Source organism: Anaplasma platys (genome assembly GCF_012790675.1).
GTDB lineage: Bacteria > Pseudomonadota > Alphaproteobacteria > Rickettsiales > Anaplasmataceae > Anaplasma > Anaplasma platys.
This window is the reverse complement of record NZ_CP046391.1, coordinates 608,788-626,601: the sequence shown is the minus strand read 5'-3', so window position 1 is coordinate 626,601 and position 17,814 is coordinate 608,788. Positions and strand designations below refer to the sequence as shown.

Below are 17,814 nucleotides of genomic sequence, written 5' to 3'. Positions count from 1 at the left end.
CAGGGGTCTGTAGCTCAGGTGGTTAGAGCGCACGCCTGATAAGCGTGAGGTCGGAAGTTCGACTCTACCCAGGCCCACCAGTCTTGTTTGCAGCGGAATTAGGCTCTACTCTTGCTGCGGCATTGCAGTTTGTTGCTGATTCTGTGCAAACTACTAATACTCCAACACCTGCACGCACCGTAACAGAAAAGGTGGCTACAGGGATTAGTACATCGAACCAACCGATCAGGCCTGAATTTTCTAAAATAGATACGAAGAGCGCTTTGCATGAAGCGGCTAAGGAAGTAAGTTCTATGCTTGGAAAAACACTAGAGAAAGTAAATGATGCAAGCACACAAAAACCTAAATTGCCTTCTAAAACTGGAGTCAAACCTTCAGTAAATGATTCCCAGAGAGAGAATATACAATATGCGAAAGAAGCGTGGGAAGATTTTGCTAGGGCTTTTGTCAGGGCAAATGCACACTTTGCTATGAACATCCCTCAGGGTGATAACGCAACTGTTATCAGGCTCGCAAGGGAAATAAGTGATGCTTATAGTAGGATAACTCTCGAAGATTATGAACCGTCTCTAGAGCGTTCCAAATTAGGAAACGAAGTGAAGAACATCTTCAAAAAGAACCAGGTACCATGCAGGGAAATCACTTCTCGTATATTTAATATACGCAATGGAGTAATATCTAATCCTTATCTTGACTTACGCTTCTCCTCGCCTTTTGGTTTTGGAAGAGCTGTGGATGGCATGATTTTGAATTCTCTACAAAATATTCAGGAAATATCTAGCCGCTCTGGGGTTGATGTTGAATTTGATATGGAAATTTCTGACTTGCCTCTTCTACCTAATGCTACAGACGCAATAAAGCGAAATCCTGGAGATGTTGAGCTACCAACACTAGGAATAGGTCAGACTTCGCCAATTTCTACTACCGATAGTAAACGTCTCTTGCTTTCTATAGCTAACATGTCTAGGCCCATTTCAAGACCTCAAGTGGCAGCAACAACTCATGAAAATCAAGAAGAAAAGGGGACGTCTTTTACAGCAACATTAGGGAGATTTAATCAAGCTCTGAACCAGAGAGAAGGCACTGACATCTCCAAAGAAGCTCGCAAAAAGCCTGAACCACAGAAGCTTCTTAGTGATGCGCAAAGGGAGGTGCTACATGACATGTTGCTGGCAATATCGCGCGAACGAGATAATCAACCAGACATTCAATTTTCCGGAAAAGAAGGGGCTATCAAGGGAATATCTGGCAGTATAAAAACACAAACAGAATACGGCAAGAGTGCATTTATAGAATCGGTGGAAGGAAAATTCCGTACTGAAAGAGCGCCACAGCACTACGATATACAAGATAATAAGCCGAAACTTGATGCACAATCCGCGATAATGGCAGAAAATTTTCATAACAGTTTGCATCACTCCATCATGCCACTCAAAGAGATGGCATCTAATATGAGAGACATGCTGAACAAAGTTGCCAATGGCGGTAAATATTCTGAAGAATGCTCCTGGGCGTTGCTCAATAAGGCCTGCACTGATGCGGGACTTAATTTCGCATTTGATTCTGCTAACAGGCGTGATCTTAATAATGTAGGACTGCAAGTATATGCCCTTTATATGGTGCACGCACGGGCCGAATCTGATTCTCAGACACTAGCTAATGATCTAAAGAGCAAATTGCCTTCAATATTGACTCAGAACAACATAAGATACGTAGATGCCGGAAATTCCCCGCTCACCATAAAGGATGGAATAATTACCGAGAATAACAGAGTCCCAGAGAATTTCTGTTCTAAATTAGGCTATGGTGAAGCTATGGATGCTTCAATAAGGAATGCTGCTGCGTATATGGGTAAAATTGCAGAAAAAGCATCGTTGTCTCATACCACTGTTATTGATAGACAAGACCTCCTTCGTTTGCCGGCAGCCACTGCACAAATAAATGGGAAACACGGAGCCTACAATGGACGGTATTTTGATTTTAATGATCCGTTACCCATCCCACAAGAAGAAGGACGCATACTACTGAATCACATTAATAATATGCTGTGCTTAAAAGAAGCTCCCACAATAGAACCAATAGCTGATAGTAGGGAAATAGCCGCTCAAGATGCTGTTAAAGCTATGGCAAATAGGTCTTCTAAAGAAATCTCTAGTGGCAATGAAACAAGCACACGCGCACAGACAACACATGGAACAGCTACCCCTAAAGACATGCTGAAGAAGGCTGCGCGCATTGCTGAAGAAATAAAAGCAGCTTTTGTACCAAACGAAAGTCACATAAACGTAGAAGATGAAGGTATAGCACAACCTGGTCGATCTTCTAAAGAAAACAGCACTGAGCACAGCCAATTCAGCGAGTCTGACTCATTGAATCCTGAATTGCTTGAACAATTAAAACAGAAGTTAAAGAGATGCGTCCATATGGAAGGTGTGCAGCATAGCGAAGAAAAGGGTAGTGTTGCAGGACATTTTGGACACAAAACGTCAGAAACCGCTCGCAAGACTGGAAGTGGACAGTCGAGATAATGAGTTGCATTCTTGTTGCTACCAATCTCCCTGGTAATTTTTTGTTTGTTAAAGAGCAATTTCCCAGGAAAAACTACGCACGTAAGACTCTCTCTATTGGCCGCCATGAATTAGTGTTTAAAGAGAGATATTAGAGCTATGCGGTCATCAGGCGCAGATCTCGATAAAAATAGAGTGTCACTCTATTTTTGGCACAGTTCGCTGCAATAAGCTCCTCTTAAAAACACAAGCCACAAGAACTTTGTCTTATAACAGAAGAGGAGCAGAAAAATCTGCGCTACTAATGGTGGAAGCGCGGTAAAGCATCAAAATACAAAAGGACGCCGGAAACTACCATAACCCAGACGAAAGAGAATGGAAGTAGTACTTTCCATCCAATCCTCATCAGCTGATCATACCGGTACCGGGGAATCGTCGCCCTTACCCATATAAAACAGAATAACAAGAAGAAAATCTTGATAAAGAACCAAACAAATCCCGGTATGTAATATAAAACCTTGATATCCAAAGGTGGATACCAACCGCCGAGAAAAAATATCACCATCATGGCGCTCACAAGGATCATATTTGCATATTCCCCAAGGAAAAACATCGCAAATGACATTGAGGAGTACTCAACATTGTATCCTGATACAAGTTCAGACTCCGCTTCAGGAAGGTCAAAGGGATGACGATTTGTTTCTGCTAATATAGAAATAAAGAACACAATTGCCATTGGTAACAGTAATACGTCCACCCAATATGGCATTGCATGCCTTGCAACCACAATATCCGCTAATTTCAATGAACCCGTGGAAATAGCCACAGACAAGACCACTAGCCCCATTGACATTTCATAAGATATCATCTGAGATGCTGATCTAATAGCGCCTAGAAAGGCATAATTTGAACCGCTAGCCCATCCCGCCATGATAACGCCATATACTTCGAGCGACGATATAGCCAATACATACAGGACACCTAGATTAAGATTAGCAATAACATGTGGCATCATAACAGATGCCCCATCAATGACTACTTCGCTTGCCCCGAGAGGTATCACAGCCCAACCTGCTAGAGCGAGCGCAAAAGTAATTATGGGAGCAAAAAAGAAAGCTATCCCCCTGGATTGAAGGGGAATTATGCACTCCTTGGTTAAGAGTTTCAGCGCATCAGCAAAGGGTTGCAGTAAACCTAGAGGGCCAACTACGCTGGGCCCATGTCTTAACTGCATGAACGCAATTACCTTCCGCTCCATGTATACAAGGTACGCAACACACACCAAGACACCTACCATAAGGGATATCATACCAATCAGTAACATCCCAGATGATGCTATCCATGAGAACAGGCTGTGCAGAATGCTCATACTAAGTGGCTGTGAGCGTGAAAAAATTTGGTACACTTGGCCATTGTGGGGGAAGCCCTACTTATGGGGTCAGTCATATAAAAGTTTTTTTCAGCAGAAACAAACTTCCCTTTGGGCAATGGAGCCTTCTTCCCTCCACTTGGAATAGACCAAGTCGCTTCCACTAAACTACCTATATTTTCTTCCCTGAATTGTGGACCCAAATTGGCCAGATCCTTCCAAAGGTCAAAAACGGTCTCATATCTCCACATCATTCCCAAACGCCCTGCTATCGTGCTGATTATAGTCCAATCCTCCTTTGAATCACCCGGAGAACGAACCGCAAGTTCCGTTCTCTGAACTCTCCCTTCCGTATTTACATAGGTTGCACGTTTTTCTGTATACGCGACACCAGGAAGCACTAAATCAGCTGAGTGAGCACCCATGTCAGCGTGATGCCCCTGATATATAACAAAAAGATTCGGATTTTTCTCTTTTACAGCAGCGATATCAACCTCGTCTGCCCCCAATAAATAAAGCACTTGTATTTCACCATTCTCTGAGCTTTTTAAAATCTCAGAAACTCCAATCTTCACTGGATCATGCGGTAAAAAGCCTATATCTAATCCCCCCACACGAGCAGCAACCTTATGAAGAACATTGAATCCGTTCCAATCATCGCGCACTAAACCAAATTTCTCTGCGATCATCGCGGCCTGCAACAAAATATCATACCCCAATTCATGAACAAGGGCATCTTGCCCTATAATGACCATTGGATTTTCTGCCGCGGCAAGAGCATTGCTAATCCTGTGTTTTCCACCATATATCTCCTTCAGTAGAGCTATGTCATCACCCAGATAATCAACCGCATAGTTATAGCTGAAGTTGCATCCGATAGATGCTATAGACAAGCCCCGCTCTAGATACTGCTTACGCACCCTGGCATTGATTATGGGAGCATCGTACCTTAAATCCGCGTTGATTAGCAGACACATATCAGCTGACGCTATCCCAGATATTGAAGTATTAAACAAGTACAGTGCCCTGCTATCTGCGGTTAACTTGGCACCATCCTGTCTACAATCCATTACTGCACTTTCCAAAGTTATGAGCAATTTCTTCAGCAGAAACATTGACTCACAATCTGCCATATCTCCAGCAATCGCAGCAACCTTACCTTTTCCTGCAGTTTTCAGTTTCTCTGCCGCTATAGAAAGCGCATATTCCCAACTTACTTCAACAATCTTGCCTTCTCTCTTAATACAAGGAGCATCTAGCCTCTGCAGAGCTAATCCATCACAAGCAAATCTAGTCTTATCCGAGATCCACTCTTCATTTATATCTTCATTTAAGCGAGGTAGGACCCGCATCACATCTAGCCCCCGGCAATCAACTCTGATGCTACATCCCACTGCATCAAACACATCGATTGTATCGCAATGAAAGAGCTCCCAAGGTCTTGCTTTAAACATATAAGGCTTGGAAGTTAACGCCCCAACAGGACAAAGGTCTATGATATTACCAGATAGCTCAGATGCTACCCCTTCACTAATACACGAATCTATCTCTATTTTCTCTCCGCGCCCAAAAGTGCCAAATTCATAAGTGCCAGCAACATCAGAAAGAAATCTCACACACCGAGTGCAGTGTATACAACGGTTCATAGAGTTTTCTATTAATGGGCCAAAATTTTTGCGTTTTACAGCCCTCTTACTCTCATCGTACCTTCCTATCCCACAACCGTAAGCAAATACCTGATCTTGCAGATCGCATTCACCACCTTGATCACAAATAGGACAATCCAACGGGTGATTCACCAATAAAAGCTCAAGAACACCCTTACGCGCTCTCCTCACTCTTTCAGAATCCGTGTTTATGACCATATCCTTAGATGCAGGCATGGCGCACGACGCCACTAATTTCGGTTGTCCTACAACCTCCACCAGACACATCCTGCAATTTCCGGCTATAGCTAAGCGTTCATGATAACAAAACCTGGGTATCTCCACACCGGCACTCTCACAAGCCTGAAGAACCGTCATACCCTCATCTATATTTACAGCTACGGAATTGACAGTAACTTCCATGGCTTCGAACCCCTATTTAAATGTTAGACCACTCTAACGGAAGGCCATTTGGTCCAGTCACTAGGCTTTCATCGTCAAACTGCGCAGCCATAAATACCTGCCCCTTTTCACGATCTATATACCTTACAGGCTTTATGTTCTTGCCATTAAATGTCTTAGCAGCTAAGCCCTTTCTTCTTTGTAACGGATTATTCTTACTTGCGGTCTTCGCAACCTTTCCACCCTTCGCCATAGCAATACCACAGAAAAAACAAGCTCAATTCTAGCAAATAGCCTAACATCGTCAATATATAAACCCACCACAGCGGAAATGTCACCTCAATTAGTACCAAGTGATCCGGCGGAAGAACACCATATACCGCGCGCTATTTTATTAATATCTTAAAGAATCAAAATACATACCATCCGCAAATACCTTACAACATACTTCTTAAGAAGAGGGTAAATCGCGATAGCAACAAAAAGCGCAAGCAATACACCTGAGAATTTCGAGCCCTTGAATTTGCCTCAAATGAGTAATGATAAAGCGCATACTATAAATTAGAGAACATGCGCGAAAATAAAAAGTTGCTCTTGAGAAGCACTCCCATTAAGAAGAACTGGGCTTCCTTAAGGAGAACCATTACTGGTGACGCAAATACATAAGTTCCACAAGCGGCAAAACACACATGTAATTACTGTCGAGCATGGTAAATGAATATACCGCTAACAGCTCATACAGGAGCACTTCCATGACATCATCAATTCCTCTATCAGGAGTCTATGTTCTGCACCTTTAGAGCATTATCGTTGATGAAATCGCGCCTAGGCTCTACAAAATCCCCCATCAATACCGAAAAGATCGCATCTGCAGCTTCGGCATCAGATATCTTAACGCGAAGGAGAGTCCTAGTCTGGGGATTAAGAGTAGTATCCCATAGCTGATCTGCATTCATCTCTCCCAGACCCTTGAATCTCTGCAACGCCATGTCCTTGCGCCCAAATTCGACAAGGCTACTTGCCAAAGCACAGGGAGAAGAAACCCGCACCTTATAATCCTTCGCAGTCAACACCGTATCTTCAGTAAACATACCCTGCATTCCGTCTAGAGCGGCTAAAACATTCTGCGCATCTCTAGAATGCACAAAATCAGCATCTAGCAAATACCTGTCTACCATACCCTGAGACAACCGCAGAATCTGCATCTTCCCATCGTCAGACAATTCAATATTCCACTCGTATTCAGAGAACACCTTATTTAAGTAAGCTGCCATATCAGCAGGAGAAGCCTCACCAAGCCGCTTATGTCGCACCAACAATGCCTCATAAACCTCTTGAGGAACTATTCTAGAGTATGATTTAGTGATGTTGGCAATGCGCACACACTTCCTTAGAACAGTCTGAAGATCGCTTCCCGAGCACTCACTATTACCACTAAGCACTAGATTTCTAGTAGCATTCCCAACTATGTAATCACTAAGCGCCTCATCATTCTTGATGTACGTATCCTTCTTGTGCTTAGTAAGTTTATAAAGAGGTGGCTGCGCTATATACAAATAGCCAGCATCTATGATCTCTCTCATATACCTAAAGAAAAAGGTTAAGAGTAAGGTCCTAATGTGCGACCCATCGACGTCTGCATCCGTCATAATAATTATCTTATGATAGCGAACTTTAGAGAGATCAAAGCTCCCTATGCCAATGTTACTTCCTATCGCCGTAATCAGGGATGCAATCTCACTGGAAGATAAAGTCCTGTCGAGACCCACTCTTTCAACATTGAGGATCTTACCCCTCAGTGACAACACAGCTTGGCATCGACGATCCCTACCCTGTTTGGCGGAACCACCAGCAGAATTTCCTTCAACAATAAAAAGTTCTGAAAGCTCAGGTGCTTTTTCCTGACAATCTGCCAATTTTCCAGGCATAGCAGTAAAATCAAGAGCTCCCCTGTTCTTAATTACTTCACGAGCCCTTCTTGCTGCTTCCCGGCCCTTTGAAGCCCTAATAACCCTCTCCACAACGCTCATAGCAAGCTTGGGGTTGGTCTCAAAGATAGATGCTAGCTTATCAAAAACTATACCTTCTACTACTACCCGGGCATCGGAGCTAACCAGTTTGTCTTTAGTCTGCGACGAAAACCGCGGATCTGGCATTTTTATCGACAAAACGCAGGTAAGCCCTTCCCTGACATCTTCTCCGATTATCGAAACCTTTGCCTTTTTCAGACAACCCTCATTTGTTGCATAATTGTTCACGCACCTAGTAAGAGCAGAACGGAAACCCGCAAGATGCGTTCCTCCCTCGCGCTGACGAATGTTATTTGTAAAACATAGCATGTTCTCGTAATAAGAATCATTCCAAGACATAGCTACTTCCACAGAAATATCATACCCACTCACGATCCCTTTCAAGACTATAACAGGCGTCACCTGCGTCTTATTACGATCTAGATACATAACAAACGCTTCAACGCCACCACAGGAATCTGCAGATGCATCACCGAAACGTGACTCCTGCACGGGGGATTCACGTAAATCCTTCAAAGTGATCATCACATTAGAATTCAGAAAAGAAAGCTCCCTGATTCTATTTTCAAGAGTAGAATAGCTGAATTCAGTGAAAGAAAAGATATCACTTGATGGCATGAAGCTTACCTTAGTTCCATTTTTGCGACACCCTCCTTTGATCATCTTTAAGGGCTCAACTGCCTTACCATCTTCGAATCTAATGAAGTATTCCTTTCCATCCTTCCATATAACCAGTTCTAACCAAGTAGAAAGCGCATTAACTACGGAAACACCAACTCCGTGCAAACCCCCGGAAACCTTATAACTGTTATGGTCAAATTTTCCTCCTGCATGCAACTGTGTCATTATTACCTCAGCTGCTGACACTCCTTCTTCGTCATGAATATCTATAGGAATGCCCCGACCATTGTCAGTCACAGAAATTGAACCATCGGCATTGATCTCAATATCTATTTTGTTACAAAAACCGGCAAGCGCTTCATCAATAGCATTATCAATGACCTCATACGCCATGTGATGCAGCCCCGAGCCGTCATCAGTGTCGCCGATATACATACCAGGACGCTTCTTAACCGCATCAAGTCCCCTCAAAACAGTTATGGAGCTAGCGTTATAACTACTCATGATGAAATCTTACCAAGAAAAAATCACCCCCATAATACAAAAAATCTAGCAAATGTAAAACCTCAATCCACTTAAAATAAAGCATAGTACAAAAAATGGGCACTTACATATAGGAAGTGTAACCTGTAACAAAGCACAACAAAAAAATACCAATCTCCCACGAGTAGAGTACTAGAAGCTTGCAACTATAGATTGAAGTTATGCAACACAAAACACGTTATGACATATAAAGGTCACAATTTAAGATTGTTTTTTACCGTATAACGACACCTAAACGCCAGACATATGCCATGCATCTTAATGAACGATACCCCATCCTACCTGATGCCATCTATAGAGAGAACTAAAAAACCTTCCCGCAACATAATATGGCCATCCCCCCCCCCCTCCCAGGCACTGCCCTATATATGCACAAATACAGACCAAAAAATGATTGTAATGTCGCTGAAGTATTCTTAACTTAGAACCGCGTCACGCTGTTCTATTGGAGCAAAAAATGAGAATTGTTGTGGGAATAAGCGGAGCTTCTGGGGCGATTTATGGAGTGCGTTTACTCCACTATCTTAAAAACACCACTACAGAAGTACACTTAGTAATAAGTAACGCTGCTAGATTGACCATAAAGCACGAATGTTCACATCTTATAACCGCAGAGCAATTGGAAAAAGAATTCTGTTCCCATTATCATGATAGTTCAGACATTGCCGCTTCGATTGCTAGTGGCTCGTTTGTTACCGAGGGAATGATAGTTGCCCCCTGTTCGGTACACACTATGTCAGAAATTGCTGCAGGTATTGCTTCTAACCTACTGACAAGAGCAGCGGATGTGACTTTAAAAGAACGTCGAAAGCTAGTATTAATGGTGCGAGAAACACCCCTGCATCTGGGACATTTAAGAAACATGGTTGTACTTACCGAAATGGGGGCTATAGTCGCTCCTCCGGTACCGTCGTTTTATCATAATCCTCAAAGCACCATGGATATAGTAGATCATTCAGTCCTTAGGGTACTTAATATCTTTGGAATTCATGATAAAAACCGTGAGTGGCGCGGCATAGACAAAAGCTAAGTACATAGTAGAAAGCAGTGTTACTGTCTGGAGTGTTCATGTGTAAATATAAACCTGCTGTGTCAATTAATATACCATGAGTTGTACACAATAATGCATTAATCGCACCAACAGTCTGCAATTCTGCTAGCTTGCTCAATATCTACATCTGGGCCAAGACTTATCCTGATAGCACTCTTAATATGCTCTTCCTCAGCTCCTATTGCTGACAACACGTGAGATTTATCACGCTTCCCTGAAGAACATGCAGATCCAATCCCCACAGCAATACCTCTGCTATCAAATCCTATTAGCTGCGTTTCACTGCTCACTCCTGGCATTGATACACAAGTAGTATTAGGAAGCCTAACAGCACCAGAACCAAAAATAATGCTGGTAGCAGATGCTTCCCTTATCCTACTCTCTATTAAATCCCTAGCCGATAAAACATCGGCCATTTTCTTTAAACGACACGAAAGGTTTTCCAAAGCAACTGCCATGGAATAGATGGCATGAACATTTTCAGTACCAGCTCGTAAGCCATTTTCCTGCATACCACCATGCAGCATAGGTACTATACCGACTCTATTGCTGTTATATAACAATGCACCTGCGCCAGGCATGCCTCCTATCTTATGCGATGAGATTGTAACAAAATCTGCCCCGAGATCCAGTACACTCAGCGGTATCTTGCCACATGCCTGTACCGCATCTGTATGTACTACTGCTCCATACTTTCTCGCTATGCTCACAACTTCTCTTACTGGTTGGATCACTCCGATTTCGTTGTTTGCTAGCATTACTTGATCTTAGTTCACAGGGCGCCATACCAAATAGAAGCGGCGGGAGACGGATAAAAGCAAGACACTTGATTTTTAGGGCCTAGAAAGCATGTGATTTCAATCTAGGTATATTAATGCGAGACGCTATTGTTCCTAACCATAAATAACTTTAAAAACATGGCAATCACTAAAATCACAGCAACAACCGCAGGGATAACCCACAATAGATACGTATCGCGACCATAAGGCGTTTTTGCAAGTATTTGCATTCCATAGCGCTCTCTAAGACTTGAAAGTATTTCGTCATCTTCCATTCCTTTGAGTATTTCCTTTCTAATCAGAGCACGCACTTCTCTTGCAAATGAAGATTGTGAATCATAAAGAGATTCCCCTGAGCAAATCATACACCTTGTAATTTTGAATAGACGCACTGCTCTGGTTTCTAATTCACCTTTCAGCACCCCTTCATCTAAAGAAAAAGCATGCAACTCACATATAAAAAAAAGGGAGAGAAAAAAGAAGAAAAACGTCTTCTTGAACATAGAACCTCGTTTCCCCACAACAACACGGAACTCACAGTATACTAGCTTTCCATGCTGCGGATTAAGGGCATTGCACAAACACCGCCTTACAACGGTGAAACGATATAGAGAAAAACCTTGTATGAATAGCCTACTAACTGAAATCCAGACCCATATCCCCCGCTAGTCAAAGCCATCAAAATACATTGTGCATAGAAACTCAATGGCCCAGCAATACCCTTATGAAATACAAAAAACGACAGACCTGCTCTGCATATCGCATGCAGGAACCCATCAATGGCTAGCCCGCAACATATATACCCACTTACACGAGGCAAATGCGGCCTAAACAGCTGCATTTTCATGGCTAGAGACACTAATCATTCTGTTCCTTGACTGGGGCCTCAAAGTCTTCGGGAACCACAGACGAATCCGTGCCACTAAGGACATCAGATGACAAAGATTTGTCCAAGTCACTCAAAACATCATTGGCACTCCCCTCGAGTAGCTCTTTAGCATTTTCGCTCTTGGATACTACATCTTCCACAGAGCGGAAAAATTCCGCTAAGGTAATGCTGCCTAACATCACATTCCCATCGCGCGTCTTTCTCAAATCCAGCACCAGCTTATCTCCGTCTCCTTTTACTGAAACATCACGAATGACCTGCTTGATCCCTTGAAACATTGACCTATGCATAATGAAGGAGCCGCTATCCTCATCAAGAACCTGTCTCTTTTGCAATATTTCTTCAAAAAACTTCCAGAAGTTGTCATAACCTTCAAACCCTAGAGTAAGTTCAAATTCACATACGCCTAGTGGAGATGGTCCACATTTTTCTGACAGCGCAGTACCACCATTCAGCGTCAACAAAAAGTCATCCCCCCGCAATTCAGCGGAAGTAATAGAAACATCAGAAAGCCTCTCATTTTTGAAAAAACGCACCACAACATCAGAAAGCTTGAGTGATAACTTGCCATCAGGACGATCTTTAGCGTTTACCTCAGCGTCCGCACGTACCTCAACATCATCAAGCACCCCAAATTTAAAGAGAGCATCGTTATATACAGAGACGTCTTTGCCCGTGTTAAGGTCCTTACAGCTGATTCCATCAGCATCTACATAGCTAAAGGAAACTACCTGATTCTCCGCACCCTTATCGCCTTTTTTGTACAGCAACTTCTTAATAGCGGAGAGAAATAGATTATCGCGCCATTCCACAACCAAAACAGGATCAACGCTACAACGCAAATCCCCATAGCCTTCTCCAAAGGACGCACTAACATTTTCAATGTCAACAAAACCCCTAGGAAGCGAAACACTCATACGCCTTCCAGCTATTCCATATGAAACTTTAATAGCTTCTGCCTTAAGCTTCATGCCATTGTCTTTTTCGCTCACGAAAAATCCATCAAGCAGAACGTTAATACTGGGAAAGGCTTGCTGAGCTTCACTAACCGCATCTTCCAAAGCCTCAGAACTCAGAGATAATCCAAAAGAAATATTCTCATAGCCTACAGACATCCCATCTGGAAAAACCCCATTTCCCTTTAGAGACTCTAAGAGACCTAATGTCACATCCTTTATGACAATCCTACAGAGGAATACGCCCCCTCCTACAATGCCGCATAGCAACAGAAAGAAGATTAAAAAACACCTAGCTCTGGACATTACGGATCTCCTACTTCATATAAGATTATTTAGTCTTCACTGTGGTTGAATGACACATTCCTAGTCTCCCCAGGCAGCATCACACACAATCCATCCAACTCCTTAGTCATGACAATCTGGCATCCCAGTCTAGACGTCTCAGTCAACCCAAACGCCATATCTAACATATCATTTTCGTTATCTGTTAGCTCGTTGCACTCCTCTACCTTACCATACCACTCAGGAGCAACAATTAGATGGCACGTGGAACAGGCCATAGAGCCTTCGCATGCGCCTTCTAAATCAACTTTGTTCCTATGAGCAAGAGTGAGAAGAGTCTCCCCTTCATATGCTTCGTAAGTCTCCTTGGTACCGTCAGGAGAAACAAACGTCACAAATGGCATATTACTTTACCTCGCAAAACTACAGGCCATTATCACTATTTTTCTCAAAAAACACTATTCTTCTTTTTCTTAAGCCGAATAACCCCAAGGCTTGCCTTCTCTACTAACTCATGAATCTCATCTACATCCGCCGATTCCGCTAGCGCTGCCTTGAGGGAGGATGCAGCATCTAGCACCTCTTTTAGCTCACTGTCTGGAAGCAACTCTTCTGCACCAGCTATAAGCACGTCCAACACTTCAAGAACCTTATCACCTTCTGCCTTAGCTTTACTTAGCTCTTTCAAAACCATATCAGAATCGAAATTCTCTACCGAATCTATGACTGCTTGCTCAATATTGGCCTGCGTAACCCCACGAAGTGAGTTTATTTCTAGATTCTTTTCCAGACCAGTCAAAACATCTTTTGCCGATACAGTGAGCAACCCATCCATGTCTACTCTAAACTCAACCCTAACCCTTGCTGCACCGGCAGGTAATGGAGGAACTTGTAAGTCAAACTTGGCTAATGACCTATTTTCCACAACAATTTCCCGCTCCCCTTGACAGACGTGAATACTGATCATAGTCTGCCCATCCACATATGTAGTAAACTCTTGAGCTACCACCGCGGGAACAGGAGTGTTCCGAGGTATAATAACTTCAGCAATTCCCCCCATAGTCTCAACGGACAGCGACAAAGGTACAACATCTATAAGAACTCTACTTTTAGGCGCAGAAGCGGGATCTGAAAGATAATACGCCTGCAAGGCAGCACCTATCACAACCGCCCGCTCCGGATCAACATCATCATATATCTTGTCGCCAAACATTTGCTTAAGCGACTCTTTAACCTGTGGCAACCTTGAAGATCCACCAACTAGAACGACTTTGGAAACATCATGAACGGTAACTTTAGCATCAAGCATAGCTGACTCCAATATAGCAACAGTTCTCCTGACTATACATTCTACTAAGCCCCCAAACTCATTACTATCTATTACACATGAAAAAGTAGCACCATTCCCTACTTTGAAGTCATACTTCCCTTCACAGCCTGCTTTGCAGATAAGCTCTTTCGTGCGCTTTGCGTCATACAGAAGGTCCACTGGCACAACCTCCTCATCGCGCACTTGTTCCCCGCTGTACTTTTGGAGCACTAACTTTGCTAAAAGGAAGTCTATATCATCTCCGCCCAATGATGTATCGCCAGCAGTGGCAATTATCTGTAGGGCCCCCTCGTGCATTTTAACAACTGACACATCGAATGTGCCACCACCAAAATCGTACACGATACAAATCTCGCCATCAGAGATCTGCTCATATGCAACAAGCGCTGCCGTGGGTTCATTAAGCAATCTCAATACTTCTATACCCGCAAGCTCAGCTGCGTTACGAGTTTCTCTCCTAGCAACTTCGTCAAAGTACGCCGGAACAGTAACCACAGCGTGCGCAATTGGCTCTCCAGTAGCTTCTTGCACCATCTTACTAAGACACCTTAAAATCTCTGCTGATACCTCAACGGGAGAGACAATAAGCCCCTTTTCTATTTCTAAAGCAACCCCGCCATCTCTTTCAACTAAGGGCACGCCACAAAATTTCCTCGGAACACCGCCTATACCCTTACCCATCAACCTCTTGACAGAGCTTATGGTTACTGCTTCGACATTTCTCTTTCCTACCGCAACAGGAATACCACCGCTATACCCAACTATGGATGGGATAAGAACACTACCAGAAGCATCCTCAAAGACCAGCACACTGCCATCCTTTTCAGCCTTTGCTACCAAAGAGTTAGTGGTACCAAGATCTATACCATATACAGCATCATGGCTCTTAACAATTTCAGGCTCAGCTATATCTACTAACTGCATACCCCTCAATCCCACTAGACATTCTCTTGAGATATTTAAGCCTTTCAAGCTGAATTGCAGCTTCATACATCTGACACTCTGCAAAAGCCTTTTCCATGGACTTTAAACAATTTGACACCTCTGCTCCAACATCAACCCCATTGAGCTTGAGACTGAATATTTCCTCGACGATTTTACTCCTATCCTCATCGCTCAGTTTTACCCCCCCAACAGAAAGTATGTATTCTGCACGAGATTCCGGAGATTTTAGTATAAGATACGCCTTATTGACCTTTGCTATATGGCGCGCCGCGGTTTCTTTATCCCTTATGGAGAAAAATCTATCCGGATGAGAAGAACGCTGAATTCCGATATAATTCTTTTCCATAAGAGGAAGGTCTATTGAGAAACTCACATCTCTCAAGCCAAGTAATGCGAAATAATCCTCAGACATAAAAACTTTTACCACACCCACATCTACCTTTTTCATTAGGGTTATTAAAAGTAAAACCAGATGACAACTTATCGCTGTAGTAGTCTATAGTGGTTCCGCGTATGAACATCATGGCTTTTGGCTCTATGAGTATAGTAACGTCAAACCCGTCTACCATCCTCTTAATCTTAACTTCTAAAGGCCTCTCATCATAGGCATACTCAACGTAATACCTGAGACCATAGCACCCCTTTTGCTTTATAAGTATCCGGATTGCCACCCCACAGTCCTTCTTATCAAGCAACAACTCTTTCATTTTCTGCAGCGCTGCATCAGTGATCTCAACAGGAAATTCAGCCACCCCCTTATCATCACCTCGCGACACACCCTCAACCATAACGATCTCTATTCGCTAATAGTGCCACCTATAGACTTGGCTTCCTGCTTCTTGCGATAATCATTAACCGCTGCCTTAACCGCGTCCTCTGCTAGCAAAGAACAATGTATTTTCACGGGGGGAAGCGACAACTCCCTAGCCAAGACCGTATTCTTCAGCGTACACGCCTCATCTACGGTCTTCCCCATAATCCTTTCTGTAGCAAGAGCACTAGCAGCTATAGCCGCACCGCAACCGAAAGTCTTAAACTTTGCGTCCACTATCTTACCGCCCTCATCCACCTTTATCTGTAGCTTCATCACATCACCACAGCTTGGGGCGCCTACTAATCCAGTTCCAACATCATCAGCGTCTTTCGGCAAGGAGCCCACATTCTGAGGATCTTTGCAACGACGCAATACTTCGTCACTGTAACTCATCTTATCTCCTCCTACTCATCCCATTTAATGCTCTTCAAATCTGTCCCCTCCTGCATCATCTCCCACAGAGGGCTTATCTCCCTGAGCTTTTTCACGCTACTGACCACAAGATCTGCAGCGTGCTCAACTTCCTCTAAAGTCGTAAACCTACCTATTCCAAACCTAATGGAAGAATGCTCCAAGTCTTGATCTACATTTAACGCACGCAGCACATAGGAAGCCTCAAGCGACGCGGATGTACACGCAGACCCAGAACTAACAGCGAGATCACTAATCGACATAATCAGCGACTCCCCCTCAACATAGGAAAAGCTCAAGTTCAAGTTACCTGGTATCCTTCGAGTATAACACCCGTTTAATACAACATATGGTAACTCATTCATTATCCTATCATATAACACATCACGCAACTTCTTTATCCTCTCACTCTCGACTTCCACCTCTTCAAAGGCAATTCTAGCAGCTTCTCCGAGACCCACAGCAAGTGGAGTTGGAACAGTGCCGGACCGCATGCCACGCTCTTGCCCACCACCATTAAACAAAGGCACCAACCTGACCCTAGGGTTACGTTTACGTATGTACAACGCTCCTATTCCCATTGGGCCATATATCTTGTGCCCAGAAACGCTAAGCAAGTCTACACGCATTTCATTAACATCAATCTGCAGCTTTCCAAATGCCTGCGCTGCATCAGTATGGAAAAACACCTCCCTTCCATCACTTTTGCATATCTCTCCTATTTCACGTATGGGCTGAATAACACCTATCTCGTTATTCACCATCATGACCGATACTAATATTGTATCATCTCTTATTGCACTTTTTAACTTTTCAAGATCAATTATCCCGTCCTTTTGCACTCCAAGGTAAGTAACTTCAAAGCCTTCTGTTTCTAGATGACGACAAGAGTCCAGGACGCACTTGTGCTCTGTACTCACAGTCACAATATGATTGCCTCTGTTCCGATAAAAACGAGCAACCCCCTTGATTGCTAGGTTATTGGATTCAGTCGCCCCAGAAGTGAAAATAACTTCCTTGGAATCGGCGCCGATGGCATTAGCAACCTGTTCGCGCGCCTGTTCCACAGCAGCTTCAGCTTTCCATCCGAAGCAATGACTGCGTGAGTGAGGATTAGAGAACTGCTGAAAATACGGTATCATCGCCTGGATAACCCTATCGTCAACTCGGGTAGTAGCCTGGTAATCGAAAAACACAGGTAGTTTTAGCCTGTTATTTTTTTCTTTTTTCATTACC

15 protein-coding genes and 1 tRNA gene are annotated in these 17,814 nt (G+C 43.4%); 3 read left to right on the top strand and 13 right to left on the bottom strand.

Annotation, left to right across the window (positions count from 1 at the left end; all coding sequences use genetic code 11):
* The first annotated feature begins 3 nt into the window (after positions 1–3).
* Both ANPL_RS02600 and ANPL_RS02595 read left to right on the top strand, forming a co-directional pair.
* Positions 4–80: transfer RNA gene (locus tag ANPL_RS02600), tRNA-Ile, on the top strand.
* On the top strand, positions 45–2,528 hold the full coding sequence (locus ANPL_RS02595; protein ID WP_169193225.1) for a hypothetical protein: 2,484 nt from the start codon (positions 45–47) through the stop codon (positions 2,526–2,528). Before ANPL_RS02600 ends, ANPL_RS02595 begins: the two co-directional genes overlap by 36 nt.
* Before the next feature lie 280 nt (positions 2,529–2,808).
* Here the strand turns inward: ANPL_RS02595 and nuoH are convergent, their stop codons facing one another.
* The 4 genes from nuoH to gyrB all read right to left on the bottom strand — a co-directional run bounded on the left by nuoH (position 2,809) and on the right by gyrB (position 9,079).
* A complete protein-coding gene (gene nuoH / locus ANPL_RS02590; RefSeq protein WP_169193224.1) occupies positions 2,809–3,876 on the bottom strand; it encodes an NADH-quinone oxidoreductase subunit NuoH in 1,068 nt (355 codons plus the stop codon).
* Entirely contained in the window at positions 3,873–5,945 is a 2,073-nt protein-coding gene (nuoG, locus tag ANPL_RS02585) for an NADH-quinone oxidoreductase subunit NuoG (protein WP_169193223.1), read from the bottom strand. The genes nuoH and nuoG overlap by 4 nt, the downstream gene beginning before the upstream one ends.
* A 16-nt stretch (positions 5,946–5,961) precedes the next feature.
* On the bottom strand, positions 5,962–6,177 hold the full coding sequence (locus tag ANPL_RS02580; RefSeq protein WP_169193222.1) for a hypothetical protein: 216 nt from the start codon (positions 6,175–6,177) through the stop codon (positions 5,962–5,964).
* 520 nt (positions 6,178–6,697) lie between these two features.
* Positions 6,698–9,079, bottom strand: a complete 2,382-nt coding sequence (gyrB, locus tag ANPL_RS02575; RefSeq protein WP_169193221.1) for a DNA topoisomerase (ATP-hydrolyzing) subunit B — start codon at positions 9,077–9,079, stop codon at positions 6,698–6,700.
* Between the two features lie 496 nt (positions 9,080–9,575).
* On the opposite strand from gyrB, the gene ANPL_RS02570 reads away from it, so the two are divergent.
* Positions 9,576–10,148 carry a UbiX family flavin prenyltransferase gene (locus ANPL_RS02570; RefSeq protein ID WP_169193220.1) on the top strand — a complete coding sequence of 191 codons (573 nt, stop codon included), beginning with the start codon at positions 9,576–9,578 and terminating at the stop codon, positions 10,146–10,148.
* A gap of 98 nt (positions 10,149–10,246) precedes the next feature.
* On the opposite strand, the gene ANPL_RS02565 is transcribed toward ANPL_RS02570, so the two are convergent.
* The 9 genes from ANPL_RS02565 to ANPL_RS02525 all read right to left on the bottom strand — a co-directional run bounded on the left by ANPL_RS02565 (position 10,247) and on the right by ANPL_RS02525 (position 17,810).
* On the bottom strand, positions 10,247–10,927 hold the full coding sequence (locus tag ANPL_RS02565) for a cysteine desulfurase family protein (protein WP_169193219.1): 681 nt from the start codon (positions 10,925–10,927) through the stop codon (positions 10,247–10,249).
* Between the two features lie 113 nt (positions 10,928–11,040).
* Positions 11,041–11,469: a cytochrome c-type biogenesis protein gene (locus ANPL_RS02560; protein ID WP_236822780.1), complete on the bottom strand. Its 429-nt coding sequence runs from the start codon at positions 11,467–11,469 to the stop codon at positions 11,041–11,043.
* A 337-nt stretch (positions 11,470–11,806) separates the two neighbouring features.
* Positions 11,807–13,099, bottom strand: a complete 1,293-nt coding sequence (locus ANPL_RS02555) for a hypothetical protein (protein ID WP_169193218.1) — start codon at positions 13,097–13,099, stop codon at positions 11,807–11,809.
* A gap of 29 nt (positions 13,100–13,128) precedes the next feature.
* Positions 13,129–13,482, bottom strand: a complete 354-nt coding sequence (locus ANPL_RS02550; protein ID WP_169193217.1) for a ferredoxin family 2Fe-2S iron-sulfur cluster binding protein — start codon at positions 13,480–13,482, stop codon at positions 13,129–13,131.
* A gap of 44 nt (positions 13,483–13,526) precedes the next feature.
* Positions 13,527–15,332, bottom strand: a complete 1,806-nt coding sequence (locus ANPL_RS02545; RefSeq protein ID WP_169193216.1) for an Hsp70 family protein — start codon at positions 15,330–15,332, stop codon at positions 13,527–13,529.
* Positions 15,310–15,765 (bottom strand): Fe-S protein assembly co-chaperone HscB, encoded by a 456-nt coding sequence (locus ANPL_RS02540; protein ID WP_169193627.1) that lies wholly within the window; start codon positions 15,763–15,765, stop codon positions 15,310–15,312. Before ANPL_RS02540 ends, ANPL_RS02545 begins: the two co-directional genes overlap by 23 nt.
* Entirely contained in the window at positions 15,758–16,141 is a 384-nt protein-coding gene (locus ANPL_RS02535) for a HesB/IscA family protein (protein WP_169193215.1), read from the bottom strand. Before ANPL_RS02535 ends, ANPL_RS02540 begins: the two co-directional genes overlap by 8 nt.
* Before the next feature lie 8 nt (positions 16,142–16,149).
* Entirely contained in the window at positions 16,150–16,560 is a 411-nt protein-coding gene (gene iscU, locus ANPL_RS02530) for a Fe-S cluster assembly scaffold IscU (RefSeq protein WP_169193214.1), read from the bottom strand.
* 11 nt (positions 16,561–16,571) lie between these two features.
* Positions 16,572–17,810 (bottom strand): IscS subfamily cysteine desulfurase, encoded by a 1,239-nt coding sequence (locus ANPL_RS02525; protein WP_169193213.1) that lies wholly within the window; start codon positions 17,808–17,810, stop codon positions 16,572–16,574.
* Between the last annotated feature and the right edge of the window lie 4 nt (positions 17,811–17,814).